We start from the raw sequence: 26,546 nt of genomic DNA, 5'->3' as shown, positions 1-26,546 counted from the left end.
GACGCGGTGAAACTCCGGAGTTGTGCACACCGGGCCCCACCGGGGCCGGGCGGGTGCGAGAACCTGGCCCGGTCAGACCGGCGGAACTTCGGGAAGGCCCGTGCGCAGCTCCATCGGCAGGTGCGCGAGGTCGTTGTGGGTGACGAGGGTCCACGGCCGGCCCTTGCGCTGGGCGAGGACCGTCAGTCCGCAGTGCGCCTGATTGATGGTCATCCACCGCCACTCAGGGGCGTCGAGCACCTCGCGCACGAACCACGCGATAACGAAGTTGTGGGTGATGAGCAGTTCATGGGCGGAGGGCTTGCGCACCAGGAACTCCGCGACGGCGTCGCCCATCTGCGCGCGCCCGGCGTCGATCTCCGCGTCGGTGTACGAACCGAAGAAGGGCTCGTAGATCGCCGGGGTGTCGGGTTGCATGCCGGTCGGGATGCAGTCGAACAGCAGAGCCGACGGCTCGGGTGTCACGGCGGGTAGCCGGCCCGAGACGGTGCGGGCGGTCTCGGCGGCACGCTCGAGCGGCGAATGCCACACGGCATCCAGAGGCACGCCCGACAGGCGATCGGCCAGGAGTTCGGCCTGACGCCGGCCCCGCGGCGAAAGTGGCCCGTCTTCGAGGCCGTGCTCCGCGTCGAGGTGCTCTCCGTGCCGCACAAGATATAGGTAATGCGTCACGTCAGCTCTCGTCTCGCCAGGGGGTGGGCCTCATCACACCCTACGTCAGCGTCCCGACGCCCGATCCGGGCTTGACAGACGCTGTCCAGCGCGTGCGAACGGACGTCGCGTCACTGGGTGGCGCGGGCGATGTCGGCCAGGTGCGCACGACTCAGCGGCGCGCCGACGCCCTGCACGAGCTCTTCGACGTGGTCGACAGCGAACACGTTCACGATCGGAGCCGCCACGGTGCGCTGAGCGAGTAGCCAGGCGATCGCGACCGCGGACGGCGGAATCGACAGCTCGGCACCGATGCGGTCGAGCGCGCGCAGGGTGCGAGCGCCGCGCCGGTTCATCGCGGCCGCCAACTGAATGCCGCGGACGGAATACGCGATGTGAGAACGGTCGCGGTGCACGCCGGCGAGATAGCCGTGCTCGAGCGCCTGTGACGGCGTGGCGGCGATGCCCTGCGCTCCCGCGACCAGGCGGAGGTCCCCCTCGAAGTCGGACTGGCGCAGAAGGTTGTACGGAACATCCAGCACCGTGAACCGGGGGTACCCCGCCGACGCGAGGATGCGCGCTTCGACCAGCTGTGCGGCGGAATGTCCGAATGCGCCGACGGCGCGCACCTTGCCGGCCTCGATGAGCCACTCCACGGTGGCCAGCGTGTCTTCCAGCGATGTCACGTCATCGGACGTCGCATCGAGGTAGAGCACGTCGATGCGGTCGGTCTGCAGACGCGTGAGCGACGCTTCGACGGCACGGATGAGGTTGACCGGCCCGAGTCCCGGATGGTCGGGGTTCGAGCCGACGCGCACGGCCAGCACGATCTCGTCACGGATGGCGCGACGACGCAGCCACTGACCGACGATGTGTTCGCTGCGTCCCGCGGCGTAGCCGTCGGAGGTGTGCACGGCGTTGCCGCCCCATTCTCGGTAGGCGTCGAGGATGCCGTGAGCTGCGGAAAGATCGACGTGCCAGCCGAATTCGGCCGCACCGAGCAGGAGGGGGAAGACGTCGAGCCCGGACTCGCCGAGCGTCGTGCGGATGCCGGATCCCACAGGTGCCCCCTGGACGGGAATGGGCGAGGAGGGGTGCGGCGCCACGGCGCGCGGTGTGGTGGGCGTGGTCCCTACGCCGAAGTAACCCATCCGTTCACCCCCTCGCGGTGCCGCGGTTGCGGCCCGTGCTTCTCGATACCCACCCCCCGATGCGTAGTTCCGAGGGTAGGGCAGCCCCGCGGCGCGACCGCGCATTGAACGGAACGAACGGTAAACATTCCATAACGCTTACGTCACGGACTCGGTTTCAGACCGCGCGCGTCCCCCATTCGGAGGACAGCGGGTGAACGAACGGATGCCCGCCCCTCCGAGACGGGAGGAAGCGGGCATCCGTTGTCCGTGCCGGTTGCGCCGTTCACGAGGAACGACGCAACCGTGAGTGCTCAACCTTCGGCGGGAGCCTCCGGGCCCTCGCTGGCGGCCGCACGGCCTTCCTGGTCGGCGGCTTCTTCGAGCACGGGCTCGAGTGACAGCTTGCCGCGGTCGTCGATCTTGGTGATCTTGACCAGGAGCTTCTGACCGACGCCGAGCACGTCTTCGACGTTCTCGACGCGCTTGCCACCGGCGAGCTTGCGGACCTCGCTGATGTGCAGCAGGCCGTCCTTGCCGGGCAGGAGCGAGATGAACGCGCCGAACGCCGCGAGCTTGACGACGGTTCCGAGGAACTGCTCGCCCACCTCGGGGTTGGTCGGGTTGGCGATCGCGTTGACCTGGGCACGAGCGGCTTCCGCCGCGGGGCCGTCGGTCGCGCCGATGTAGACGGTGCCGTCCTCCTCGATGGAGATCTGCGCGCCGGTCTCGTCCTGGATCGCGTTGATCGTCTTGCCCTTGGGGCCGATCAGCTCGCCGATCTTGTCGACCGGGATCTGCACGCTGATCACGCGCGGCGCGGTCGGCGCCATCTCGTCCGGACCGTCGATAGCGGCGTTCAGGACATTCAGGATCGTCATGCGGGCGTCCTTGGCCTGCGTCAGCGCCGCGGTGAGCACCGACGACGGGATGCCGTCGAGCTTCGTGTCGAGCTGGATCGCCGTGACGAACTCGCTGGTACCGGCGACCTTGAAGTCCATGTCACCGAGGGCGTCTTCGGCACCGAGGATGTCGGTCAGCGCCGCGTAGCGGGTCTGACCGTCGACCTGGTCGGAGACGAGACCCATCGCGATGCCGGCCACGGGAGCGCGCAGCGGCACACCCGCGTTCAGCAACGACAGGGTCGATGCGCAGACCGAACCCATCGAGGTCGAGCCGTTGGAGCTGAGCGCCTCGGAGACCTGACGGATGGCGTAGGGGAACTCCTCGCGGCTCGGCAGCACCGGCACGAGGGCGCGCTCGGCGAGGAAGCCGTGCCCGATCTCGCGACGCTTCGGCGAACCGACGCGACCGGTCTCACCGGTCGAGTACGGCGGGAAGTTGTAGTGGTGCATGTAACGCTTGTGCGTCACCGGCGAGAGCGAGTCGATCTGCTGCTCCATCTTGAGCATGTTCAGCGTGGTGACGCCCAGGATCTGGGTCTCACCGCGCTGGAAGATCGCGGAGCCGTGCACGCGCGGAATGACCTGAACCTCGGCATCCAGCGGACGGATGTCAGCGAGGCCACGGCCGTCGATGCGAACGCCCTCGCTGAGGATGCGGCCACGAACGATGAGCTTGGTCACCGACTTGTAGGCGGCACCGAACTCGGCTGCCGCCGTGGCGGGCAGCTCGCCGGCCTCGATGGCGGCCAGCACCTGCGCCTTGACCTCGTCCTTGACGGCGTCGTCGGCGTTCTGGCGCTCGACCTTGTCCGCGATCTGGTAAACGGGCACCAGACGGTCGTACGCACGACCGGCGACGAAGTCGTAGGTCTCCTTCGCGTACGGCGGGAAGACCGGGTACGGCTGGATCTCCTTCGCCGCGGTGTTCGCCACGACGTTCTGCGCGGCGACCAGTTCCTTGATGAACGGCTTGGAGGCCTCGAGACCCTGCGCGACGATCTCCTCGCTGGGCTTGACGGCGCCGGCCTTGATGAGGTTCCAGCTGTTCTCGGTGGCTTCGGCCTCGACCATCATGATCGCGACGTCGCCGTCGTCCAGCACGCGGCCGGCGACCATCAGGTCGAAGACCGCCTCGTCGACCTGCGCGGCCGTCGGGAAGGCGACCCACTGATCGGCGTGCTCGCCCTGGCCGGGGATGAGCGCGAGGCGCACACCGGCGATCGGGCCCGAGAACGGCAGACCGGAGATCTGCGTCGACAGGGATGCCGCGTTGATCGCGAGCGCGTCGTAGAACTCGCCCGGAGCGATGCTCAGGACGGTGACGACGATCTGCACCTCGTTGCGGAGGCCGTCGACGAACGACGGTCGCAGCGGACGGTCGATGAGACGGCAGACCAGGATGGCCTCGGTGGAGGGGCGGCCCTCGCGGCGGAAGAACGAACCGGGGATCTTGCCTGCCGCGTAGGAACGCTCTTCGACGTCGACGGTCAGCGGGAAGAAGTCGAAGCCCTCACGCGGGTGCTTGCCGGCGCTCGTGGCCGACAGCAGCATGGTCTCTTCGTCGAGGTACGCGGCAACGGCACCCTGTGCCTGCTGCGCGAGTCGTCCGGTCTCGAACCGGATGGTGCGGGTGCCGAATCGGCCGTTGTCGAGAACGGCTTCGGCGGCGGTGATTTCAGGACCTTCCAAGAGGTCTCTCCTTCTTTGTTTAGACTCGCGCGCGCGTTTCGCGCACGAGATCGTGCGAAGGAGCAGGATCAGGCAGTTCCAGACGCGCAGCGACACCGTTGTGGGCGCCGCCGCGTCGGTCAGCGCTGGCCACCAGTAGAAAGCCACCGTTCGCGTCGGAATGCGTCGAACGGGAACCCACCACAGGAGACCAGCTTCCTGCCGGCCTGCTCCGGATGCCGCGGAAGATCCACGGCAACCTGCACAATCCTATCAGTCGGGCCCTCCCCTGCGTATGGTGGAGGGCATGAGCACCGACGACACCACCGCATCCGAGGAGATGAAGCGCAAGTTCAGGGAGGCGCTCGACAAGAAGAACGCGCAGCGGCGCACCGGCGAAGCCCACCTCGACGGCGACTCCTCCGTTCACAACGGCCAGGGCGCCATGCCCAAGCGCGAGTTCCGCCGCAAGAGCGGCTGAGCACGCCGGCGGTCGTCTGCGCCGCCTCAACTGTGCGGAGCCTTCGACCGCTCGGGCGAGCCGCCCGCGGGGATGTCGATGTAGTCGATGTGCTTCGCTGTGACCGCGTCCCCCGCGGTGCGGCCGCGCATCCGCCGCCACACCCACGGCAGCGCATCCCGCGTCAGCCACAGCCCCGTGACCGGACGATCCTGGTCGGCGTGCAGGACCGCTTCGAGCGCGCCGAGCGCCTCGATGTCGGGCAGACCGAGCACGTCGGCCGCCCGGTAGGACACGAACCGATGCCCGCTCGAGCTGAGGTGCACTTTGTCGTGCGCCCACTTCGCGCGTTCACCGATCTCGTGATCGTTCTCGAGGTCGAGGAGGAACGCACCGTGGCGCGCGGCGATGTCACGCACATGGTCGGCGAACACGGCGAAGCGCCGGGCGAACAGCGCCGACGCGCGCCGGTCGGGAAGAAAGGGTGTCACGAGCAGCACGTCGCTGCCCGCGCGTCGGAGCGCCGCCACGGCGTCGTCGACCTGTGCGGCGACGCGCGCCGGATCGGCGCGATGGGAAACGAGGTCGTTCGCGCCGATGAAGACCGTGGCCAGATCGGGCCGAAGCGCAAGCGCACGGGGAAGCTGCTCGGCGACCAGGTCGGCCACGCGGCGGCTGCGCACGGCGAGGTTGGCGTAGCGGACGACCGCCGGTGAGCGCTGGGCGAGCAGCGTCGCCAGCCGATCGGCCCAGCCGCGATACTGCCCCTCGGGCATGCGCGAGGTGTCGCACAGCCCCTCGGTGAGCGAGTCGCCGAGCGCCACGATGCGGCTCCACTCCCTCGGCGCGGTTACGGCCTCGGCGGGCACATCGGCGATCGCCGGGGCCGCCTGCACGCGTCGTAGCGGGCGCGCGGACCGCGGCGCACGATCGACGGCGTGCAGTCGCTGCGCTTCGAGATAGTGCTCGTGGAGCCGGTCGATCATCGCCGGCCAGGTGCGCCCCTCCACGGCGGCGCGCGCGGCGGCACCGAAAGCCTGCCGCTTGGTCGCGTCGCCGACGAGGTCGCGCACACGATCGCGGAGGTCGTCGAGGTCGCCAGGGCGATAGAGCCAGCCGTCGACGCTGGAGTGCACGAGATCGACGGGGCCGCCGCGTCCGGTCGCGACCACGGGGACGCCGCTGGCGTGCGCCTCTTGAATCGTCTGGCCGAACGTCTCGCTCTCGCCGGGGTGGACGAAGACGTCGAAGCCGGCCAGCGCCTGCGCGAGCTCGGCTCCGCCCAGATGACCGAGGAAGACCGCCCGCGGCAGAGCGCGTTCCAGGCGCGGCCGCGCCGGCCCGTCGCCGACGATGACCAGACGTACCCCGGGCATGTCGGCGATGACGGCGAGATCCTCCACCTGCTTCTCGGGAGCGAGTCGCCCGACGTAGCCGACGATGATCTCCCCCGGCGCGATCCACGACCGCCACGCCTCGCTGCGCCGATCCGGTCGGAATCGCTCGGTGTCCACGCCCCGGCCCCACAGCCGTGTCCGATCCACACCGAGCTCGTGCAGCTGATGCAGAGCCGACGACGACGGCGCGAGGGTGAGGGTCGCGCGACGGTGCAGGCGCGCCACGTGAGCGGCGGTGAACGCCGTCGCTCGGGGCAGACCGTATTTGCGGGCGTACGCGATGACGTCGGTCTGGTAGACGGCGACCGTCGGCAGGCCGAGCGCATCCGCGGCCGCGACTGCACGCCAGCCCAGCACGAAGGGTGACGCGAGGTGGACGACATCGGGACGGTAGTCCCTCAGGATGCCGGCGAGCGCGCCGGTGCGTCCGAGCGCGATCCGCACCTGGGGATAGGCGGGCAGGGGAACGGAGGGAAGGAGGGTGGTCTGCGCATCAGCCCGCGCGCCGGGGCCGCCGGGCGCCACCACGAGGGCTTCGTGGCCGTTCGCGGTGAGGTGGCGCACGGCCTGGAGAACGGAGCCGGTGACTCCGTTCATGTGAGGCAGGAACGACTCGGCGACGAACGCGACTCTCATGACTCCAGCGTCGCGGGTGAAGAGGCGCGTCGACACGCTGACGGGCCCCGCGCACGCAGTGTTCGCCCAACGATCCACGTCCGGTCACCGGGACGTCATCGCCGCTCCCTGCGTTCCCCGAGCGTTCATCCCTGCGTGGTACCCCAGGACGGTGACCGACGACTGGCTGCAGGTGCTGGCACACAGCCCGTGGGCGTTGCCAGCGATGGCCGCGCTCGTGGTCGGTGACGCGTTCCTGGTCGTGATCCCCGGCGAGGCCGCGGTCACCACCTTCGGCGCCCTCGCTGTCGCCGAGGGCGCTCCTCCGCTGTTCGCAGTCATCGCGGTCGCGGCGGTGGCGGCGCTCACCGGTGACGTGGGGTGTTACTTCCTCGGGCGCACGGTCGGGCTCGATCGTTGGCGGTGGATGCGGGGGCGACGTGTCTCCGCCGCGTTCGGGTGGGCCCGCGACGCGCTCGCCCGGCGCGGTGCGACGCTGATGTTCACGGCTCGGTTCATCCCGTTCGCCCGCTTGGCCGTCAACATCGCGGCGGGCGCTTCCGGCATGCGTCTGGGGCGTTACGTGGTCCTGGCAGCGCCCGCGGCGACGGCGTGGGCGCTCTACCAGGCCCTCCTCGGCGCAGCGGTCGCGGCGATCATTCCCGGCGGAACGGTAGCCGCCGTCGTGGTCTCGATCGCGCTCGCCCTCGCGATCGGCGCCGTCGCGGATGCGCTCGTCGCCCGCGCACGCCGGCGCCGCGCCCCCGATGTCTAACGGAGGGGGCGCGGCGTGCGGCATCCGCCGGGTGTCAGCCCTCGGCTCGGCGGCGAGCGCGCTCCTGCTTCGCGGCCGCTTCGGCGACGGCCGCGGTCTCGAGGTCCTGCGTGCCGACGGCTCCCGTATCGGTCGACATACCGTCGTGTCCCTCACCGGTGAGCGCGGCCTCGTCGAAAGGGCTCCGTCCGGCGAGCACTTCGCGTACGCGTTCGCGGTCGATCTGCTTCGTCCAGGTGCCGATCAGCACCGTGGCGACGGCGTTGCCGGTGAAGTTCGTCACGGCGCGCCCCTCGGACATGAACCGGTCGATGCCGACGATGACGCCGACGCCGTGCACGAGATCGGGACGGAACGCCTGCAAGCCGCCCGCCAGGGTTGCAAGACCGGCCCCGGTGACGCCCGCGGCGCCCTTGGAGGCGATGATCATGAAGACGAGCAGACCGATCTGCTCCGACCACGACATCGCGTTGCCGGTGCCCGCCGCGATGAACAGCGACGCCATGGTCAGGTAGATGGCGGTGCCGTCGAGGTTGAACGAGTAGCCGGTGGGCACCGTGATGCCGACGACCGGCTTGGACACCCCGAGGTGCTCCATCTTCGCGATCAGACGCGGCAGCGCCGACTCGCTCGAGGACGTGCCGACGATGAGCAGGTATTCGCGGCCCAGGTACTTCATCAGCCGCAGGATGTTGACCCGGCTGACCAGATACAGCATCACCCCGAGGACGCCGAAGACGAAGACGGCGCACGTGATGTAGAAGGCGATCATGAGGATGCCGAGACTGACGATGGCGGCGAAACCGGTCTTTCCGACCACGGCAGCGATGGCACCGAACGCACCGACCGGGGCGAGCCAGAGGATCATGCCGAGGATGCGGAAGACGAGCCCCTGCAGCTGCTTGACGGCGAACATGATCGGCTCGCCCTTCGTGCCGAGCCCCTGGAGCGCGAAGCCCACCAGCAGAGCGATGAAGAGCACCTGCAGCACGCTCTCGCCGGTGAACGCGGAGAAGAACGTCGTGGGGATGATGCCCATCAGGAAGTCCACGGTCGAGGTCGCCTTGAGGTTCGACGTGTCGTAGGTGGCGGTGGACATGTCCAGCCCGGTGCCGGGGTGGATCACATTGCCGACCACGAGACCGATGAACAAGGCGAAGGTCGTCATGACCATGAAGTAGCCGAGCGCGAGTCCACCGATCTTGCCGACCGTCGCGGCCTTGGCGATCGAGCCGACTCCGACCACGATGGTGCAGAAGATGATGGGCGCGATCATCATCTTGATGAGGTTGACGAACGTCTTACCCAAGGGCTCGAGTCCCTTGGCCACGTCCGGCCAGACCAGGCCGACGACGGCACCGAGAACCACGGCGATGATCACCGAGACGTACAGCCAGGTGTGTTTGTCCCAGGAGCTCTTTCCGCGGCGCCAGTTGTAGCCGGGGAGTGTGAAGGATGTCGTGAGGGCCATGTCCGCCTCCAGGTGTGAACGGTCGTTGTTCGGCTGCCGCCGACGCTGGTGGCAACAGGCCCAGAGTGCGTCCCGGCGAGGCACATGCTTCACTTGTGGTCGTATTGGTCCCGGACGTGGCGACCTGTCACGCCATTCACCGTCGAGGGGGCACGATGACCCGGAAGTTCGGACGCAGTGCCGCGTCCCGGCTCTTCCTCTGGCTGGCGGGGGCCGCCCTCGTGCTCGCGCTCGTCACCGCCGGTCTGCTGGTGTGGGAGGCTCAGCGCACCGCGCGCGCTGAGGCGGAGCGGGTGACCCAGGCGGTCGCCGCAACGCTCGCCGGACTTCCTGAGGTCTCGGCGGCGCTGACGGCCGGCGACGATGCCGCGGCGTCGCGCGCGCTCCAGCCGCTCGCGGTGGAGGTCATGTCGGGCGCGGAGGTCGACTTCGTGACGGTCATGGATGCCGACCGCATCCGGGTGACCCACCGCGATCCGGAGCAGATCGGCCAGCACTACATCGGCACCATCCCGGCGTCTGCGCAGCCGCTGACCGAGGAGTTCACCGGCACGCTCGGCCCGTCGCTGCGCACGATCGTGCCGGTGATATCGGGCGGACAGCTCGTCGGTTGGGTATCGGTCGGGGTGACGATCCGCACGGTCACCGCCCAGGTGCTACCGCGGCTGCTCGTCGTCGCCGGCGTGGCCATCGCTCTCGTCGGGGCCGGACTGGCGGGCGCCGTCCTCGCGAGGCGAGTCACGCGCAGCGTGGCTGGGGATCTCCCCGCCGGTGCGATCCGCGACACGCTCGCCTCCGCGGAGTCGATGCGCACGCTCGGAGATGCGCTGCGGGCACAGACCCACGAACATGGCAATCGCATGCACGCCGCCGTCGCCCTCATCGAGCTGGGTCGCTCCGATGACGCGGTGGCCATCCTCACCGACTCGGCCCGTCAGAGTCAGGCGCTCGTCGACCAGGTGACGGCGCGCACCGAGGGCGATCCGACCGTGGGCGCACTGTTGCTGGGCAAAGCGTCGCAGGCGATGGAACGCGGTGTCGAATGGTCGGCCGACATCGCGGCCGACGCGCCGCGATCGCTGTTGAGTCCGATCGATGCGGTGGCGGTCGTGGGCAACCTCATCGACAATGCGCTCGACGCGGCGGCAAGCGGTGACGAACCCCGCTGGGTGCGGGTGGAGATGGCTCGAACCGCCGAAGACGAGCTGCTGCTCACCGTGGCCGATTCGGGTGTCGGCCCTGATGAGCGCACCCGCGAGCGGATGTTCGACCGCGGGTTCTCCACCAAGCCTGCGGGCGTCGAGGGGCGAGGCGTGGGGCTCGCCCTGGTGCGCGCGGTCGTCGACGAGATCGGCGGGACCATCGCCGTCGACGTGTCGCCGACCACCTTCCGGGTCGTTCTTCCGACGGAGCGATCGTGATCGGCGTGCTCCTCGTCGATGACGAGGCCCTCACACTCGAACTGCACCGCTCGTACGTGGAGCGTGTGCCGGGTTTCACGGTCGTCGCCGAGTGCGCGGGCGCCCGCGCGGCCGTGGCCGCGATCCTCGACGCTCCGAAACGCGCCCCCATCGACCTGGTCCTGCTGGATATGACCATGCCTGACGGCACCGGCGTGGATGTGCTCCGGCATGTGCGGGCACGCGCGGCGGATGTCGACGTCATCGCCATCACGTCCGTCCGCGACGCCGAGGTGGTGCGCCAGGCGGTGGCGCTGGGCGCGGCTCAGTACCTCATCAAGCCCTTCACGTTCGCGACCTTCCACGACCGACTCGAGCACTACCGCGCGTACCGCGAACGCGCGGATGCGGCGACGGGCGCCGCCACCCAATCCGAGATCGATGCGATGCTGGGCGCTCTCCGGCCGGCCGCACACGTGGAGTTGCCGAAAGGCCTCTCCCCCGACTCGCTGGCGCGGGTGTCGGATGCCGTCCGCTCGCGCGGACCGCTGTCGGCCACCGAGACCGCAGATGCCCTCGGCATGTCGCGCGTCGCGGCGCGGCGCTACCTGGAGCATCTCGCCGAAGCGGGCCGGGTCGAACGTGCGCCGCGCTACGGAACGCGCGGACGGCCCGAGACCGAATACCGCTGGTCGTGATCAGCGGTCGGTGGGCCCGGCATCCGGCGTCACGTTCCACCCATCGGGTCCGTCCGAGCCGGCGGGATAGTCCTCCAGAGGCACGTCGCCGCGGTGCCACGCGTCGCGGATCGGCTGGATGATGCGCCAGCACTCCACGGCGGCATCCCCGCGCACCGACATGGCCGCGTCGCCGTCGAGGATGGCCGCGAGAACCTCCATGTAGGCCGCCTGCGAGCCGAGTCCGAGGTCGGCCTCGAGGGTGGACCGATGCAGCACGAACGGATCTTCTCCGCCGTTGACCGCGATGTCCACTGAGACGCGATCGGGGCCGAGCGAGAAGCGGATCGACAGGGGTCCGGGCTCGCCGGTGAAGCCGACCGGAAGGTGGCGCACCGGTCGGAGCACGATCTGAATCTCGGCCCGCTTGGTCGCCAGCGCCTTTCCCGAACGCAGCGTGAAGGGAACCCCCGCCCATCGGGAGTTCCGTACCTCCAGCGTCACCTGGGCGAGCGTCTCGGTCTCGCGCGACGGATCGACCCCCGGCTCATCGACGTAGTCGGGCATCTGCTCGCCCCCCGCCGTGCCGACGGTGTATCGCGCGCGGCGCGAGAAGCGCACGGCGTTGTCCTCCCACACGCGCGTGGCGCGCAGTACCGCGGACGTCGCGTCTCTGACGTCCGTCTCCGCCAGCGACGCGGGCGGTTCCATCGCAACGACGGCCATGACCTGCAGCAGGTGACTCTGGATCATGTCGATCAGGGCACCGGCGTGGTCGTAGAACCCCGCACGGCCCTCGAGGCCCAGCGTCTCATCGAAGACGATGTCGACGCGCTCGATGTGCTCCGCCGACCAGATCGGCTCCAGCAGCCGGTTCGCGAAGCGCACCCCCAGCACGTCGAGCACCGTGGAACGTCCGCGGAAGTGGTCGACGCGGAACACCTGCTCTTCGGGCAGGAGGCGCAGCAGCACCTCGTTCAGCTGCTGCGCGCTGGCGGCATCCTCACCGAACGGCTTCTCCAGAGCGAGGACCGTCCCCTCCGGAAGATCCGACGGCGACAGCGCGGCGCACGCGGCCGCCGCGGCAGCGGGCGGCACGGCGAAGTACAGCACGAGGCGCCCCTCGGGGACGCTCCGCACGACGGTGCGGATGCCGGTGGCCGAGGTCGCGTCCACCGCGAGATACGGCGTCGACGAGATGCTGGCGAACGCATCGTCGGCGTCCGCGTCGCGGAACACCGCGCGTACACGTCGCCGCCACTGGGCATCGGTGAGCTCGGTGCGCCCCACGCCGACGAGGTGCAGACGCCGGGACGGCTCGGTTTTCAGGAGGTCGGCGAGCGCCGGAAGCAGCAGGCGCTCCGTCAGATCGCCACTCGCTCCGATGATGACCAGTGTCGACACGTCGCCCATGAGCTCACCCTACGTCGCGCCTCTGCCAGGTGGGAGGGGGCAGAATCGTCCCGTGGCAGATGCATACGAAGCCGGGGCGTACGAACCCGCAGCGATCGAGGACTACGCACTGCTGAGCAGCTGCCGCACCGCAGCGCTGGTGTCGCTCTCTGGCTCGATCGATTGGCTGTGCCTGCCGAGATTCGACTCGGCGTCGGTGTTCGCCGCCCTTCTGGGCGACGAACACCAGGGTCAGTGGGTACTGCGTCCGAGCGCATCGGACGCGTGCGCGTCACGGCGCTACGACGGTGACACGTTCACGCTCATCACCCGCTGGGAGACCGCCACCGGCGTGGCCGAGGTCTACGACTGCCTTCCCGTCGATCCGCGCCACCTCGACCTCGTGCACCGTACCGACCTCGTCCGCCGCGTCGTGGGCATCAGCGGCGACGTGGCGTTCGACCAGCAGGTGCGCCTGCGCTTCGACTACGCCCGCGCCGTCCCCTGGGTACGCCAGTCGGGCACGAGGGAGGTCCCCGAGGTGACGGCCATCGCCGGCCCTGACGCCGTGGTGCTCCGTGGGGCGCCGCTGACGGCGACCGACCATGTGCACCGCGGGTCGTTCCGGGTCGGCGCCGGCGAGCACCGCGACCTGACCTTGACGTGGCATGCGTCGCACCGCCCCGCGCCGGAGCCTCTCGACGTCGACGAAGCCCTCGCCGGCACGAGCAGGTGGTGGAGCACCTGGGCGGATCGGATCGAGGCGTCGGGTCCGCACCGCGATGCCGTCGTCCGCTCGTTGCTGACGCTGCGCGCGCTGACCCACCGCGACACGGGCGGCATCATCGCGGCCCCGACGACCTCCCTGCCCGAACAGTTCGGCGGAGAGCGCAACTGGGACTATCGCTTCGTCTGGCTCCGCGACGCCTCCCTCACGATCGAGGTCCTCCTGGCCCAGGGCTTCGCCCACGTCGTCAGCCACTGGCAGCGCTGGCTGCTGCGGGCGATCGCGGGCGACCCCGCCGATCTGCAGATCGTCTACGGCATCGCCGGCGAGCGCGACTTGACAGAGCGCGAGCTCACCGCTCTTCCCGGCTACCGAGGCGCCGCTCCCGTGCGCATCGGCAACGGGGCCGCCGAGCAGTACCAGGCCGACGTCACCGGCGAGGTGATGACCTGCCTGTTCGCGGCCCGCGACGCCGGCATCGAGCAGTCGGCGATCTCGTGGCCGCTCGAGCGCGCGCTGCTGCGCCGCGCGGAAGAGCGTCTCGACGAGCCCGATCGGGGCATTTGGGAGATCCGCGGCGATCCGCGGCTGTTCACCCACTCACGGGCGATGGTGTGGGCGGCATTCGACCGCGGCGTGCGGTCGGTGCGCGAGCACGGCCTGACCGGGCCTGCGCAGCGGTGGGCACAGCGGCGCGACGAAGTGCGCGCCGCGATCGACGCGCACGGGGTATCGCCCCGCGGCCATTTCGTGCAGCACACCGAGACCGACGCCGTCGACGCCTCGCTGCTGCTGCTGCCGTCGGTGGGATTCTGCGCCGCCGACGACCCGCGCATGCTCGCCACGGTGGCGGAGATCGAACGCACGCTGCTCGTCGACGGCCTGGTGCTGCGCTATCGCACCGAGTCGGGGGTCGACGGGCTGGAGGGCACGGAGAACCCGTTCCTGGCGTGCTCCTTCTGGCTCGTCGAGCAATACGCCGCGACCGGCCGCCTCGACGACGCTCGGGCGCTCATGGATCGCGTCTGCTCCCTCGCCAACGATCTGGGGCTGCTCTCGGAGGAGTACGACATCGCCGGACGTCGCCAAGCGGGCAACACCCCGCAGGCGTTGACACATCTGGCGCTGGTGCGCGCGGCATCCGCTCTGGAGCACGCCGAGACCGCCGCACGCGACAACGCCCCCGACCGCGCCGGAGCGTGATCGGGGGCGCTATCGTGCGGCTCTACTCGCCGGCGAGTCCGCCCAGCAGATGACCGAACGAACGTCCCTCGCCGAGGTAGTTGCTCGGATCGAACGGGTCCGCGCTGCCGGCCGGCTGGCGACGGGCCACCGCCTCGGCGAGCTCGCGCGCTCCGCGCTCGACGCGGGAGCTGAGCGGGGCGACCTGGTCGGCCGCCGCGCCCCAGTCGCTGGATGCGGCGAACACACCGGTCGAGACGGTCTCGGCGTGCAGGTAGGCGAACAGCGGGCGGATCGCGTAGTCGATCGCCAGCGAATGCCGTGCGGTACCCGCGTTGGCGCCGATCAGCACCGGCATGCCGGTGAGCGCGTCGGGGTCGAGCACGTCGATGAACGACTTGAACAGCCCCGAGTAGCTGGTGGAGAAGATCGGCGTCACCACGATGAGGGCATCGGCGGAGACCACCGTGTTGATCGCGGACTCGAGCGCGGGGGGCGCGAAGCCGGTCAACAGGTTGTTCGTGATGTCGTGCGCCAGGTCGCGCAGCTCGATGGTGTCGACCGTGGCCTGAATGGGCGCACCGTCGTTTCCCTCGATCGCCCCCAGGGCCGATACGGTCGCTGCCGCGAGGCGGTCGGCGAGCATGCGCGTGGACGACGGGTTGGAGAGCCCCGCCGAGACGACGGCGATACGCCGCGCGCTCATCGTCCCGCCGCCAGCCCGAACGCGGCACCGGCGGGAGCCGGAGCGTCCTGGTAGGGCGAGGGGCCGCTCAGGTTGTCACCACGGTTGGCGCGCGGCGTGGCCTGGCGCGAAGGGCCGTCGCCGTAGGCGGCGCGCACCATCGCGGCGTGCGTGGGGCCGTCGGGGACGTTGGCGGGGCGGTCCTTCGCGAATTCCTTGCGCAGGGCGGGCACGACCTCGCCACCGAGGAAGTCGAGCTGCTCGAGCACGGTCTTCAGCGGTAGACCCGCGTGGTCCATCAGAAACAGCTGACGCTGGTAGTCGCCGAAGATCTCGCGCATGCCTGCGTAGCGGTCGATGACCTGCTGAGGTGAGCCGACCGTCAACGGCGTCATCTCGGTGAAGTCCTCCATCGACGGACCGTGGCCGTAGACGGGAGCGTTGTCGAAGTACGGACGGAACTGGTTCACGGCATCCTGCGAGTTCTTCGCCATGAAGGCCTGACCACCGAGGCCGACGATCGCCGTCTCGGGGGCGCCGTGGCCGTAGTTCTCCCAGCGCTGACGGTAGAGGCCGATCAGGCGCTGATAGTGCTCAGCGGGCCAGAAGATGTTGTTCGCGAAGAAGCCGTCGCCGTAGTACGCGGCCTGCTCGGCGATCTCCGGGGTGCGGATCGATCCGTGCCAGACGAACGGCGCCACGCCGTCGAGGGGCCGCGGAGTGGAGGTGAAGCCCTGCAGCGAGGTGCGGAACTTCCCCTCCCAGTCCACGACGTCCTCGCGCCACAGCGTGTGCAGGAGGGCGTAGTTCTCGATCGACAGCGGCAGGCCCTGACGGATGTCCTTGCCGAACCAGGGGTAGACCGGGCCGGTGTTGCCACGCCCCAGCATGAGGTCCATGCGGCCACCCGAGAGGTGCTGCAGCATGGCGTAGTCTTCGGCGATCTTCACCGGGTCGTTCGTCGTGATGAGCGTGGTCGAGGTCGACACGATCAGGCGCTCGGTCTGGGCCGCGATGTAGGCGAGCGTCGTGGTCGGCGACGACGACCAGAACGGCGGGTTGTGGTGCTCGCCGAGGGCGAAGACGTCCAGTCCCACCTCTTCGGCGTGCTTTGCGATCTCGACGGTCGCGCGAATGCGCTCGGCCTCGCTGGGCGTATGGCCCGTGGTGGGGTCCTGCGTGATGTCGCTGACGGTGAAGATGCCGAACTGCATCTGCGGGCTCTTCTCGTTCACGGTGTCCTTCGCCTTCCGGATGCCTCGGCATCCCATACATGCAAATGAATGTATCTCGTGTAACGCCGCCGGGTCCAGGTTATTCCCGACCGTCACGGCGGTAATCCGGCGCAACACTCGGCACGAGGACGCAGACCGCGGCCTACCCTCACCTCATGAGCGACCTCACCCTGCCCGTGCTCGACCTGTCCCTGCTCGACGCCGGCCCTGCGGCGGCCGCGCGCTTTCGCGAGGAGCTGCGCGCCGCCACCCACGATGTCGGGTTCTTCTATCTGACGGGCACGGGAGTGAGTCCGCAGCTCGAAGCACGCCTGCACCGGGCGGCCCGCGACTTCTTCGCCCTCCCGGATGCCGACAAACTCGCGATCGAGAACGTCACCAGCCCGCACTTCCGCGGCTACACGCGCGTGGGCGGCGAGCGCACGCAGGGCAAGGTCGACTGGCGGGAGCAGATCGACATCGGCCCCGAACGCGAGGCCGTCGTCGACCCCGAGGCGCCGGACTTCGCCCGACTGATCGGCCCGAACCTGTGGCCCACGGCCCAGCCCGAGCTGCGCGAGGTCGCGACGGCGTGGCAGGAGCACCTCACCGGTGTCGCCAGGAAGCTCCTGCGCGCCTGGGCCGTCGCGCTGGGAGCGTCCGAGACCTATTTCGACGAGCACTTCGGTGAACCCTCGACGCTGCTGAAGATCGTGCGCTATCCCGGCTCCCCCTCGCCCGAGCCGGCCCAGGGCGTGGGCGCGCACAAAGACTCGGGGGTGCTCACGCTGCTCTGGGTCGAACCCGGCAAGGGCGGGCTGCAGGTCGAGCGCGACGGCGCGTGGGTCGATGCCCCGCCGGTGCCGGGAGCATTCGTCGTGAACATCGGCGAGATGCTCGAGTACGCCACCGGCGGCTACCTGATCGCCACCAATCACCGGGTCGTGTCGCCGCGGCAGCCGGACGACCGCATCTCGGTGCCGTTCTTCTTCAACCCGGCCCTGGACGCGCGGCTGCCGCTGATCGATCTGCCCGCGGAGCTCGCCGCCGAGGCTCGCGGTGTGACGCAGGATCCGTCGAACCCGATCCACGGCCTCTACGGCGAGAACGCGCTCAAATCGCGCCTGCGCGCGCACCCCGACGTCGCCGAGCGCTGGCACGCCGACCTGCTCGCCGCCCGCGCCTGACCCCTCCCGTCACCACCCGCAGCGGCATCCTCGCTCGCCGAGACACGACCTCACGCCCGAAACGCACATACGTTTCGGGCGCCCGGTCGTGTCTCGGCGGGGCGCAACGCGGGACGGCGCAACAATGACGAGAGCCTCCCCACACCGTGGGGAGGCTCTCCAAGAATGTTCTGCGCGATTGAACGCGGGCGCGCTGCTTAGCGGCGAAGACCCAGACGCTCGATGAGCGAACGGTAGCGGGTGATGTCGATGTCCTGCAGGTAACCCAGCAGGCGACGACGCTGACCGACCAGGAGGAACAGACCACGACGCGAGTGGTGGTCGTGCTTGTGCTCCTTGAGGTGCTCGGTGAGGTCCTTGATGCGCTGCGTCAGCATCGCGACCTGCACCTCGGGGGATCCGGTGTCACCGGGGTGCGTCGCGTACTCTTCGATGATCGCCTTCTTGACGTCTGCTTCCAGTGCCATAGGTGATCCCCTTCCTGTTCGTTGCGCGGCGCCCGACGCCTGATGCGTGGGCTCTCTTTCTCCGCGGCCGATCAAACGGCAACCTCAGGAGTCTACCAGCGCCGACGCCCTCCCGGAAACTCATAGGCTCGTCAGGTGCAGTACACCGTTCACGTCAAGCCGGGCAGCCGCAAGGGGCCGCTCGTCGAGGATGGCACCGACCATCTCACGGTGTTCGTCCGAGAGCGCGCCGTCGACGGTGCGGCCAACGACGGGGTCGTCCGAGCCTTGGCCGCTCACTTCGGCGTGCCCCCGCGCGACGTCACGATCCTGCGCGGGCATGCGTCCCGTCACAAGCGCATCGAGGTGCACACGTGAGCGGCAGCCACCTGATCGATCTGACGCCCTTCCGGCACAGCCCGGCCTTCGCGCGACTGTGGATCGGCTCGACGCTGTCCGGACTCGGCGGCCAGCTCACGATCATGGCGGTCATGCTCCACATGTACGCGCTCACCGGGTCGACCTTCGCCGTGTCGATGATCGCCGTCGCCGGGCTCGTGCCGATGGTGCTGGCGGGCATCTACGGCGGCATGCTCGCGGACGCATTCGACCGCCGTCGTGTGTCGCTGATCGCTGCGACGGTGACCTTCGCCTCCACGCTGCTGCTCGCGGTACTGGCGTGGACGCAGAACGAAGCCGTGTGGTCGCTGTATGTGCTGAGCGTCGTCAACTCCGCGGCGAACTCGATCGTCATAGCCAGCCGGGCCGCGATCGTTCCGCGTCTGCTGCCCCGCGAGCTGCTGCCGTCGGCGGCGGCGCTGCAGGGAGTGACGGTCGGAATCATGGTCATGGCGGGGCCGGCGCTGGCGGGGGTGCTGGTGGCAACGACCGGATACGCGTGGACGTACTCGATCGATGTGGTCCTCATGCTCAGCCTCTTCCTCGGTCTGTGGACGTTGCCGGCGATACGCCCCGAGGGCGCCACGGTGCGCCCCGGACTCGAGTCGTTGCGCGACGGCGTCGCCTTCCTGAAGCAGGCACCGAACATCCGGATGCAGTTCATCATGGACATCGTCGCGATGACCTTCGGTCAGCCTCTCGCCCTCTTTCCTGCCCTGGGTGTGCTCGTGCTGGGCGGCGGCCCGGTGACCGCCGGCGCCCTCACCGCCGCGATCGCGGCCGGGGCGTTCCTGTCGAGCCTGTTCTCGGGCCGCGTCGGCGGCTACCGCTGGCACGGACGCGGCATCGAACGCGCTATCCAGGTGTACGGCACCGCGATCGGCGGCTTCGCCCTCGCCGTGCTGCTGGCCGCCGTCGGCATCGGCGCGCCGACGACGGTGGATGCCGATCACGCCAACGTCCCGATGATCATCGCAGCCTGCGTCGCGCTGGCGGTGGGCGGCGCCGCCGACAACGTCAGCGCGATCTATCGCTCGACAATGCTGCAAGCGGCCGTCCCCGATGCCGTACGTGGGCGACTGCAGGGCATCTTCACCGTCGTCGTGGCCGGCGGCCCGCGCATCGGTGCTCTCTATGCGGGTACGCTCGCGACGATCACGACCCTCTGGTTCCCGCCGCTGATCGGCGGCATCCTGATCATCGCGATCGTCGGCGTCCTGGCGCGTCTGAATCCGCGCTTCCGGGCGTACGACGCGGAGAACCCGATCCCCTGAGCCCCCTCCCCGGGACGGCGTATTCCTGCCACCTGTCGGCGGGTTCCGGTCGTCGCACTCTGCGGCCGGCCTGAGCGTCGGATGCCGCCGCTAGAGTCGCGACGTGACCGCCTCTCGCACCGCACCGCCCGCCCGCGATTCCGCGGCGGCGCCCCGCGCGGATGTACGACCCGGCCCGTCGACGGCGACCGTCGCCGTGCAGTTCCTGCTGCTCGGCATCATCTGGGGCTCGAGCTTCCTGTTCATGAAGGTGGCTCTGGAAGGCATCTCACCAGCGCAGGTGGTGTGGGGTCGATTGGTGCTCGGAGCGCTCACCCTCGGCCTGTTCGTCCTCATCCGGCGCGACCGCCTCCCCGCCTTCCGTGGTGCGGGCCTGCGCACCTGGGGACACATGAGCGTTCTGGCGGTGAGTTTCTGCGTCGTCCCGTTCCTGCTGTTCTCCTGGGCCGAGCAGCACGTGAGCTCGGGCCTCGGCAGCATCTACAACGCCACCACGCCGATCATGACCGCGATCATGGCGGCCGCGGTGTTCCGCGTCGAACGGCTGAAGCCGGTGCAGATCGCCGGCATCGCCGTAGGCATCGCCGGGGTCATCGTGATCATCGCGCCGTGGAGCGGACTGGATCTGACGAACAGCCTCGTCGCGCAACTCGCACTCCTGGGCGCGACGGCCTGCTACGGCTTCAGCCTCGCGTACATGCGTCGCTTCGTCGCGAACTCGGGCATGACGCCGCTGGCCTTCTCCTTCGTCAACATCGGCATCGCCGCGGTGATCATGGTGGTACTGACTCCCGCGGTCGCTGCCACACCCCTGCGCCTGGATCCGTGGATCGTCGGCAGCATGGTGCTGCTGGGCTGCCTCGGAACCGGGGTGGCGTACGTGTGGAACCAGAACACTCTGCGCGCGTGGGGGCCGACGGCAGCATCCACCGTGACGTACATCACGCCGGTCGTCGGTGTGGCACTGGGCGTCATCGTGCTGGGCGAACAGGTGAGCTGGCATGAGCCGGTGGGTGCAGCCATCGTGTTCCTCGGCATCCTGCTCGCACAGAACAGGCTGCATCTACAACGACGACGGCCGTCCCACCAGAGTGGGAACGACCGCCGCCGGTGAAGCGCGTCAGGCCTGCAGCGAGCCCTGGAGGTCGAGCGTGATGGTGACATCCTTGCCGACCAGCACGCCGCCGGTCTCGAGCGCGGCGTTCCACGTCAGACCGAAGTCTTCACGGTTGATGACACCGGTCGCGGTCGCGCCCGCCTTGTAGTTGCCGTACGGGTCGGTGCCGAAGCCACCGAACTCGAGCTCGAAGGTCACCGGCTTGGTGATGCCGTGCATCGTGAGGTCGCCGTCCACGAGGAAGTCGCCGCCCTCGAGGCGCACGCCGGTCGAGACGAACTCGATGGTGGGGAACTGGGCGACGTCGAAGAAGTCCGCACCGCGCAGGTGGTTGTCGCGGTTCTCGTCGTTCGTGTTGATCGAGGCCACGTCGACGGTGGCAGAGACCTTCGCCTCGAGCGGGTTTTCGGGCGCCTCGATCGTGGCGCTCTTGAGACCGAAGACGCCGCGCACCTTCGAGATCATCATGTGGCGAAGGCTGAAGGTCACCTCGCTGTGCGAGGGATCGAGCACCCAGGTGCCGGCCTTGTAGCCGGGGATTTCGGGAATGGTGGAGGTTGCGTCGGTCATGTCAGTCATCCTTCGTCGGGGGAACCGGTCTGCGCCTAGTCAACACTGCGTGCCCTCATGTATTCCCAAGAATGGAACAACTCTCGGGAAACACAACAGGGGTGGATGCCGCGGCATCCACCCCTGTCATCGGTTCGTGCGGGTCAGCCGACCTTGAGCAGATCGATGATGAAGATGAGGGTCTTGCCGCCGAGGAAGTGGCCGCCGGCGGGCCCGTAGGCGAGGTGGGGCGGAATGACCAGCTCACGACGACCGCCGACCTTCATGCCCGGGATGCCGTCCTGCCACCCCTGGATGAGGCCACGCAGGGGGAACTGGATCGACTCGCCGCGACCCCAGGAGGAGTCGAACTCTTCGCCCGATTCGTACTCGACGCCGGCGTAGTGCACGGTGACGTTGTCGCCGGGCTTCGCTTCGGCTCCGTCACCGACGATGATGTCGCGGATGACGAGGTCGGCCGGGGCCGGACCGGAGGGGGCGTCGAACTCGGGCTTGGTGCGCTCTTCAGTCATGTACCCATCCAAGCATGCGCCGATGCGACGGGCACCCTCTTGACACCTCCGGAGGGCCGGATCGACAATGAACGCAGGCCAACTCAGCGCCCGGGAGACACGCAGGCATCGCCGCGGCACCGGGCGCTGAGTCTTTCGTGAGAGCGGGATGACCATCGATCTCGGCGACCACAATCACCAAAACCTGCGGAGGTCATCGCTCGCCACTACCCTGGAGGGATGCGTTTCGCCCACGTCGTACTGCCCGAATCGGACGATCCGCAGCTGGTCGCCGCCACGTCCCCGGGACACGTAACCCCCGTCGCCGCCCTGTTCGAGGGGGCGCCGCGCACGTTGCAGGCCCTCATCGACGGTGGTGACGACCTGCTGGCACGCGTGCGGGAGGCCGTCGGCGGTGCCGACGGCATTCCGGTGGACGGCCTCGTGTTCGGGCCCGCCGTCGCCGAGCCCCCCGTCGTCCTCGCGGTCGGACTCAACTACGCCGCGCACTCCAGCGAACTGGGGTTGAAGGCCGACACCGCACCGACGGTGTTCGTGCTGTGGCCCAACTCGCTGTCGGGACACGAAGGCACCACCTCGTGGCCGCGCAGCCTCAGCGAGTCGGTTGACTACGAATCCGAGCTGGGCGTGGTCATCGGCACGGCCACGAAGAATGTGACGGCCGAGACGGCGCTGTCGCACGTCTGGGGCTACACGGTCGTCAACGACATCACGGCGCGCGATATCCAGTTCTCCGAGGCGCAGTGGTCGCGGTGCAAGTCGTTCGACGGTTTCACCCCGAACGGGCCGTTCGTGGTCACCGCCGATGAGGTCGCGGATCCGCAGGACCTGCACATCTGGGCCGTCGTCGATGGCCAGACGGTACAGGATGCCTCCACCGGTCAGATGATCCGCCCGGTCGCCGCCCTCATCTCGCACCTGTCGCAGTCGGCGACTCTGCTTCCGGGCACGCTCATCTCCACCGGCAGTCCGGGCGGCGCCGGGTACTCCCGCGACCCGCAGATCTTCCTCCGCGACCGCTCGACCGTCACGGTCGGCATCGACGGCATCGGCGAGCTGACCACGCACTGTCGCGTCATCGACTGAACGACGAACGGCCCGGACTTCGATCTCGAAGCCGGGCCGTTCGCGATGACATCAACGGCTGCTGCAGGAGACCGTCTGTCCGTTCATCTCGTAGACGCCATTCGGGTTGTTGACGCAGAACTGGATCAGGTCGTTGGCGGCGCCGGCAATTGCCACACCGACGATGATGCCGACGATGATGCCGACGACGATCAGCACCGAGCTGACGATGACCGCGGCGAGGGCCATGCCGTTCTTCACGCCCGCCTTCTTGGACTGCACCATGGCCACGATGCCGAGGATGAGCCCGACGAGCTGCAGGCCGACCGGCACGATCGCCAAGACGAGGGCGACGATGCCGAGAGTGCGGCCGGGCACGGTTGCGGACGGGCCGGGCGCACCGTTGTAGGTGGGGGCTGCCTGGTACGCCGGCTGCTGGTAGGCGGGCGCGGCCGGCGGCGCGGCCGGCGGCGTCGACGGATTCACGGGGGGCTGGGTGGGGTCGGTCATGACTCTCTCCTCGATACTTCCGGTGCAGGGCGTCCGGTCACACAGACGTTAGCGGCCCGCGCGGCTGCCGCGCAAAGGGTTGCGTTTCAGCTCTCGACGAGATTTTCGATCGGCTGGACCACCGGGATGGCCTGCGTGATCGCTTCCAGACCCGACAATCGGGCCGGCGAGAGCTGCTTGTCGACGTCCTCGCGGCTCATGAGGCCCGCCTCGACGACGAGGTCGCCGACGTTGCGGTGCGTCAGCAGCGCGGTCTTGGCCAACGCCGCCGAGGCCGCGTAGCCCAGGAACGGGGTGAGCGCCGTGACGACGCCCACGGACGAGCCGACCATCGCCCCCAACCGCTCCCGGTTCGCCGTGATGCCGTCGACGCAGTTGATCCGGAACGTGCGCATCGCGCGGCGCATCCAGGTGATGGACTGGAAGATCGAGTGGGCGATGATCGGCTCGAACGCGTTCAGCTGCAGCTGACCGCCCTCGACCGCCATCGTGACCGTCAGGTCGGCGCCGGCCACCGAGAATGCCACCTGATTCACGACTTCGGGGATGACCGGGTTGACCTTGCCCGGCATGATGCTCGAGCCCGCCTGGCGGGCCGGGAGGTTGATCTCACCGAATCCGGCCTGAGGACCACTGGAGAGCAGACGCAGGTCGTTGGCGATCTTCGACAGCTTGATCGCGTTGCGCTTGAGGGTGGACGAGAACGACATGAACGACCCGGTGTCGCTGGTCGCCTCGACCAGGTCGTCGGCCGTGGCGAGGTCGAGTCCGGTGATGTCCCGCAGATGACGCAGGACAGCCGGCGCGTAGCCCGGGTGCGTGGTGATGCCCGTGCCGATGGCCGTGGCCCCCATATTGATCTCGAACAGCAGGTACGCGTTCTCGGTGAGCCGCTGGTGGTCGTAACCGAGCGTGGTCGCGAACCCGTGGAACTCCTGACCGAGGGTCATCGGCACGGCATCCTGCAGCTGCGTACGACCGATCTTGAGGATGTCGTGGAACTCGACGGCCTTCGCAAGGAACGACTGGCGCAGCAGATCCAGCTCGTCCAGCAGGGACTTGAGGTCGAGACTGAGCCCGACCTTGACCGCGGTCGGATAGACATCGTTGGTGGACTGCGAGCGGTTCGTGTGGTCGATCGGAGACAGGTAGGCGTAGTCGCCCTTGGGTCGCCCCGCGAGCTCCAGGGCGATGTTCGTGATCACCTCGTTGGCATTCATGTTGGTCGAGGTGCCGGCGCCGCCTTGGACGACTCCCACGACGAACTGGTCGTGGAACTCTCCGTCGATCACACGCTGGGCGGCGCGGTCGATGAGGTCGGCTCGCTCGGCGTCGAGCACCCCGATCTCGAGGTTCGCGCGCGCGGATGCCTGCTTGACCATCGCCAGTGCGGTCACGAGGTCTTTGTAGACGGAGATGGGCCGCATGGAGATCGGGAAGTTCTCCAGGGCCCGTGCGGTGTGGATGCCCCAGTAGGCATCCGCGGGGATCTCCATCGATCCCAGGGAGTCGTTCTCGGTGCGCGTCGTTGCGTCCAATGCCATGAGTGCAGTCCTTTTGGGTCGTCGCCTCGGGTTTCGGGGTCGAGCCTACCCGCGGCGGCGATGAGCGCCCGGTGTACACGGCGTACAGCAGGCAGAACGACGCCCTCCGCCGCGGACACGAGGTCCGTCGCGGAGGGCGTCGCGGTGACTCAGCGGTTGACGCTCGACATATCGGCGTAGCGCTCCCCCACCGGCGCGGCCAGACCGTCGAGGGCGGCCAGCTGCGCGGGTGTGAGCTCGAGGTCGACGGCGCCGATATTCTCCTCCACGCGGCTCAGTTTGCGCGTGCCGGGGATGGGCGCGATGTGCTCGTCCTGTGCCAGCAGCCAGGCCAGCGCGACCTGCGCCGGGGTGGCGCCGGCATCCTGTGCGATCTTCTCGACGGCGTCGACGATGGCGAGGTTCGCCTGGAACGCACCGTCGGCGAAGCGAGGATTGCTCTTTCGGAAGTCATCGTCATCGAGCACGTCGAGCGAGCGGATGGCGCCGGTGAGGAAACCGCGGCCGAGCGGCGAGTACGGCACGAACCCGATGCCCAGTTCACGCAAGGCGGGCAGCAGCTCGGCCTCGGGGTCGCGGGTCCAGAGCGAGTACTCCGTCTGAATCGCCGTCACCGGGTGAACCGCGTGCGCGCGGCGAATGGTCGCGACCGACGCCTCGGACAGGCCGTAACCGCGGATCTTCCCTTCGGCGACGAGCTCGGCGAGGGCGCCGACGGTGTCTTCGATGGGCGTCGACGGATCCATCCGGTGCTGGTAGTACAGGTCGATGCGGTCGGTGCGCAGACGGCGCAGCGACCCCTCCACCGCGAGGCGCACGTTCTCCGGGGTGCCGTCGAGGCCACGCTCGCCGCCGGCGGTGTGACGGACGGTGCCGAACTTCGTGGCGATGACCGCCTCGTCGCGGCGGCCGGACTCCTCCAGGGTGCGGCCGAGCAGCTCCTCGTTCGTGTAGGGGCCGTACATCTCCGCGGTGTCGAGCAGAGTGACGCCGCGATCGAGGGCGCCGAGGATGGTGCGGGCACCGTCGGCGTCGTCCTGGCCGGCGCCGGTGTAGAACGCGCTGATGCCCATCAGCCCGAGGCCGACGCGGCTGACCTGCAGGCCGGGAACGGTTCCGAGAGTCGTGGATTTCATGAGTGGGCGATCTCCTTGTCGTAGATGTCGATCTTGTGGTCTATGGCCCGCAGGCTCGCGGTGATCTCGGCGAGCTGTGCGCGCACGCGTTCGCGGTGCTGGACGAGCAGCTCATGCCGCTCCGGCACGGTGGCCTCCCCACCGCGGACGAGTTCGGTGTAGCGCCGGATGCCGGCGATGGGCATGCCTGTCATGCGCAGGCGGGTGAGGAAGCCGACCCACGCGAGGTCGGCATCCGAATAGCGCCGGTGGGAGGACGATGCCCGATCGACCGGCGCCAGCATCAAGCCTGCACGTTCGTAGTAGCGCAAGGTGTGCGTCGAAACGCCGGTGGCTTCGGCGGCCTCGGCGATGGAGACGCCGTCGTGGAGGAGGGTCATGAGACCACGGTAGAACTTCGAGCGCGCTCGAAGTCAAGCGCAGGCGCGGAACGGACC

25 protein-coding genes are annotated in these 26,546 nt (G+C 69.0%); 10 read left to right on the top strand and 15 right to left on the bottom strand.

Translation table 11 applies throughout. The annotated features are described in order from the left end of the window. Window positions 1-72: 72 nt before the first annotated feature. The 3 genes from ITJ43_RS06985 to ITJ43_RS06975 form a co-directional block, all read right to left on the bottom strand. Window positions 73-672 carry a histidine phosphatase family protein gene (locus ITJ43_RS06985; protein ID WP_194583085.1) on the bottom strand — a complete coding sequence of 200 codons (600 nt, stop codon included), beginning with the start codon at window positions 670-672 and terminating at the stop codon, window positions 73-75. A gap of 110 nt (window positions 673-782) precedes the next feature. After that, window positions 783-1,802 (bottom strand): aldo/keto reductase, encoded by a 1,020-nt coding sequence (locus ITJ43_RS06980; RefSeq protein ID WP_194583084.1) that lies wholly within the window; start codon window positions 1,800-1,802, stop codon window positions 783-785. Window positions 1,803-2,095: 293 nt separating this feature from the next. Beyond that, window positions 2,096-4,375 carry a polyribonucleotide nucleotidyltransferase gene (locus ITJ43_RS06975; protein ID WP_194583083.1) on the bottom strand — a complete coding sequence of 760 codons (2,280 nt, stop codon included), beginning with the start codon at window positions 4,373-4,375 and terminating at the stop codon, window positions 2,096-2,098. 286 nt (window positions 4,376-4,661) lie between these two features. On the opposite strand from ITJ43_RS06975, the gene ITJ43_RS06970 reads away from it, so the two are divergent. Next, window positions 4,662-4,835, top strand: a complete 174-nt coding sequence (locus ITJ43_RS06970; RefSeq protein WP_194583082.1) for a DUF5302 domain-containing protein — start codon at window positions 4,662-4,664, stop codon at window positions 4,833-4,835. Between the two features lie 26 nt (window positions 4,836-4,861). Here the strand turns inward: ITJ43_RS06970 and ITJ43_RS06965 are convergent, their stop codons facing one another. Continuing rightward, complete coding sequence (locus ITJ43_RS06965) at window positions 4,862-6,847, bottom strand: GDSL-type esterase/lipase family protein (protein ID WP_194583081.1); 1,986 nt, start codon at window positions 6,845-6,847, stop codon at window positions 4,862-4,864. Window positions 6,848-6,998: 151 nt separating this feature from the next. Here ITJ43_RS06965 and ITJ43_RS06960 point away from each other — a divergent pair, with 151 nt between their 5' ends. Further along, the gene (locus ITJ43_RS06960; protein ID WP_323741152.1) at window positions 6,999-7,601 is read left to right on the top strand and encodes a DedA family protein; all 603 of its coding nucleotides are present in this window, start codon (window positions 6,999-7,001) and stop codon (window positions 7,599-7,601) included. 34 nt (window positions 7,602-7,635) lie between these two features. Here ITJ43_RS06960 and ITJ43_RS06955 read toward each other — a convergent pair whose 3' ends face one another. Then, entirely contained in the window at window positions 7,636-9,072 is a 1,437-nt protein-coding gene (locus ITJ43_RS06955; protein ID WP_194583080.1) for a cation:dicarboxylate symporter family transporter, read from the bottom strand. 155 nt (window positions 9,073-9,227) lie between these two features. Between ITJ43_RS06955 and ITJ43_RS06950 the strand changes: the two genes are divergently transcribed. Both ITJ43_RS06950 and ITJ43_RS06945 read left to right on the top strand, forming a co-directional pair. Further along, window positions 9,228-10,493 carry a sensor histidine kinase gene (locus ITJ43_RS06950; RefSeq protein WP_194583079.1) on the top strand — a complete coding sequence of 422 codons (1,266 nt, stop codon included), beginning with the start codon at window positions 9,228-9,230 and terminating at the stop codon, window positions 10,491-10,493. Beyond that, window positions 10,490-11,170: a response regulator gene (locus ITJ43_RS06945; protein ID WP_194583078.1), complete on the top strand. Its 681-nt coding sequence runs from the start codon at window positions 10,490-10,492 to the stop codon at window positions 11,168-11,170. Before ITJ43_RS06950 ends, ITJ43_RS06945 begins: the two co-directional genes overlap by 4 nt. Here the strand turns inward: ITJ43_RS06945 and ITJ43_RS06940 are convergent, their stop codons facing one another. Then, on the bottom strand, window positions 11,171-12,562 hold the full coding sequence (locus ITJ43_RS06940) for a glucose-6-phosphate dehydrogenase (RefSeq protein WP_194583077.1): 1,392 nt from the start codon (window positions 12,560-12,562) through the stop codon (window positions 11,171-11,173). 52 nt (window positions 12,563-12,614) lie between these two features. On the opposite strand from ITJ43_RS06940, the gene ITJ43_RS06935 reads away from it, so the two are divergent. Beyond that, window positions 12,615-14,471, top strand: a complete 1,857-nt coding sequence (locus tag ITJ43_RS06935; protein ID WP_323741151.1) for a glycoside hydrolase family 15 protein — start codon at window positions 12,615-12,617, stop codon at window positions 14,469-14,471. A gap of 22 nt (window positions 14,472-14,493) precedes the next feature. Here ITJ43_RS06935 and ITJ43_RS06930 read toward each other — a convergent pair whose 3' ends face one another. Continuing rightward, complete coding sequence (locus ITJ43_RS06930) at window positions 14,494-15,156, bottom strand: FMN reductase (RefSeq protein WP_194583075.1); 663 nt, start codon at window positions 15,154-15,156, stop codon at window positions 14,494-14,496. After that, window positions 15,153-16,349, bottom strand: a complete 1,197-nt coding sequence (locus ITJ43_RS06925) for an LLM class flavin-dependent oxidoreductase (protein WP_228495589.1) — start codon at window positions 16,347-16,349, stop codon at window positions 15,153-15,155. Before ITJ43_RS06925 ends, ITJ43_RS06930 begins: the two co-directional genes overlap by 4 nt. A gap of 176 nt (window positions 16,350-16,525) precedes the next feature. Between ITJ43_RS06925 and ITJ43_RS06920 the strand changes: the two genes are divergently transcribed. Further along, window positions 16,526-17,536 (top strand): isopenicillin N synthase family dioxygenase, encoded by a 1,011-nt coding sequence (locus tag ITJ43_RS06920; protein WP_194583073.1) that lies wholly within the window; start codon window positions 16,526-16,528, stop codon window positions 17,534-17,536. A gap of 197 nt (window positions 17,537-17,733) precedes the next feature. On the opposite strand, the gene rpsO is transcribed toward ITJ43_RS06920, so the two are convergent. Beyond that, window positions 17,734-18,003: a 30S ribosomal protein S15 gene (gene rpsO, locus ITJ43_RS06915; protein WP_144807495.1), complete on the bottom strand. Its 270-nt coding sequence runs from the start codon at window positions 18,001-18,003 to the stop codon at window positions 17,734-17,736. Between the two features lie 135 nt (window positions 18,004-18,138). Here rpsO and ITJ43_RS06910 point away from each other — a divergent pair, with 135 nt between their 5' ends. The 3 genes from ITJ43_RS06910 (at window position 18,139) to ITJ43_RS06900 (ending at window position 20,769) form a co-directional block, all read left to right on the top strand. After that, window positions 18,139-18,360: a DUF167 domain-containing protein gene (locus ITJ43_RS06910; protein WP_194583072.1), complete on the top strand. Its 222-nt coding sequence runs from the start codon at window positions 18,139-18,141 to the stop codon at window positions 18,358-18,360. Beyond that, window positions 18,357-19,655 carry an MFS transporter gene (locus ITJ43_RS06905; RefSeq protein ID WP_194583071.1) on the top strand — a complete coding sequence of 433 codons (1,299 nt, stop codon included), beginning with the start codon at window positions 18,357-18,359 and terminating at the stop codon, window positions 19,653-19,655. The genes ITJ43_RS06910 and ITJ43_RS06905 overlap by 4 nt, the downstream gene beginning before the upstream one ends. 103 nt (window positions 19,656-19,758) lie before the next feature. Then, entirely contained in the window at window positions 19,759-20,769 is a 1,011-nt protein-coding gene (locus ITJ43_RS06900; protein ID WP_194583070.1) for a DMT family transporter, read from the top strand. Between the two features lie 6 nt (window positions 20,770-20,775). Here ITJ43_RS06900 and ITJ43_RS06895 read toward each other — a convergent pair whose 3' ends face one another. Then, a complete protein-coding gene (locus ITJ43_RS06895; protein ID WP_194583069.1) occupies window positions 20,776-21,342 on the bottom strand; it encodes a YceI family protein in 567 nt (188 codons plus the stop codon). Window positions 21,343-21,485: 143 nt separating this feature from the next. Then, window positions 21,486-21,854: an FKBP-type peptidyl-prolyl cis-trans isomerase gene (locus tag ITJ43_RS06890; RefSeq protein WP_194583068.1), complete on the bottom strand. Its 369-nt coding sequence runs from the start codon at window positions 21,852-21,854 to the stop codon at window positions 21,486-21,488. A 219-nt stretch (window positions 21,855-22,073) separates the two neighbouring features. On the opposite strand from ITJ43_RS06890, the gene ITJ43_RS06885 reads away from it, so the two are divergent. Then, window positions 22,074-22,940 carry a fumarylacetoacetate hydrolase family protein gene (locus tag ITJ43_RS06885; RefSeq protein WP_194583067.1) on the top strand — a complete coding sequence of 289 codons (867 nt, stop codon included), beginning with the start codon at window positions 22,074-22,076 and terminating at the stop codon, window positions 22,938-22,940. 51 nt (window positions 22,941-22,991) lie between these two features. On the opposite strand, the gene ITJ43_RS06880 is transcribed toward ITJ43_RS06885, so the two are convergent. The 4 genes from ITJ43_RS06880 to ITJ43_RS06865 form a co-directional block, all read right to left on the bottom strand. Next, window positions 22,992-23,429: a DUF4190 domain-containing protein gene (locus tag ITJ43_RS06880; RefSeq protein ID WP_194583066.1), complete on the bottom strand. Its 438-nt coding sequence runs from the start codon at window positions 23,427-23,429 to the stop codon at window positions 22,992-22,994. Between the two features lie 86 nt (window positions 23,430-23,515). Further along, the gene (locus ITJ43_RS06875; protein ID WP_194583065.1) at window positions 23,516-24,973 is read right to left on the bottom strand and encodes an aspartate ammonia-lyase; all 1,458 of its coding nucleotides are present in this window, start codon (window positions 24,971-24,973) and stop codon (window positions 23,516-23,518) included. A 149-nt stretch (window positions 24,974-25,122) separates the two neighbouring features. Next, window positions 25,123-26,109, bottom strand: coding sequence for an aldo/keto reductase (locus ITJ43_RS06870; protein ID WP_194583064.1), 987 nt, complete (start codon window positions 26,107-26,109; stop codon window positions 25,123-25,125). Beyond that, the gene (locus ITJ43_RS06865) at window positions 26,106-26,489 is read right to left on the bottom strand and encodes a MerR family transcriptional regulator (protein WP_194583063.1); all 384 of its coding nucleotides are present in this window, start codon (window positions 26,487-26,489) and stop codon (window positions 26,106-26,108) included. Before ITJ43_RS06865 ends, ITJ43_RS06870 begins: the two co-directional genes overlap by 4 nt. Between the last annotated feature and the right edge of the window lie 57 nt (window positions 26,490-26,546).

This window comes from Microbacterium sp. VKM Ac-2870 (genome assembly GCF_015350795.1).
GTDB lineage: Bacteria > Actinomycetota > Actinomycetes > Actinomycetales > Microbacteriaceae > Microbacterium.
Note: the sequence above shows the minus strand (reverse complement) of the source record. Positions and strands in the feature narration are given on the sequence as shown.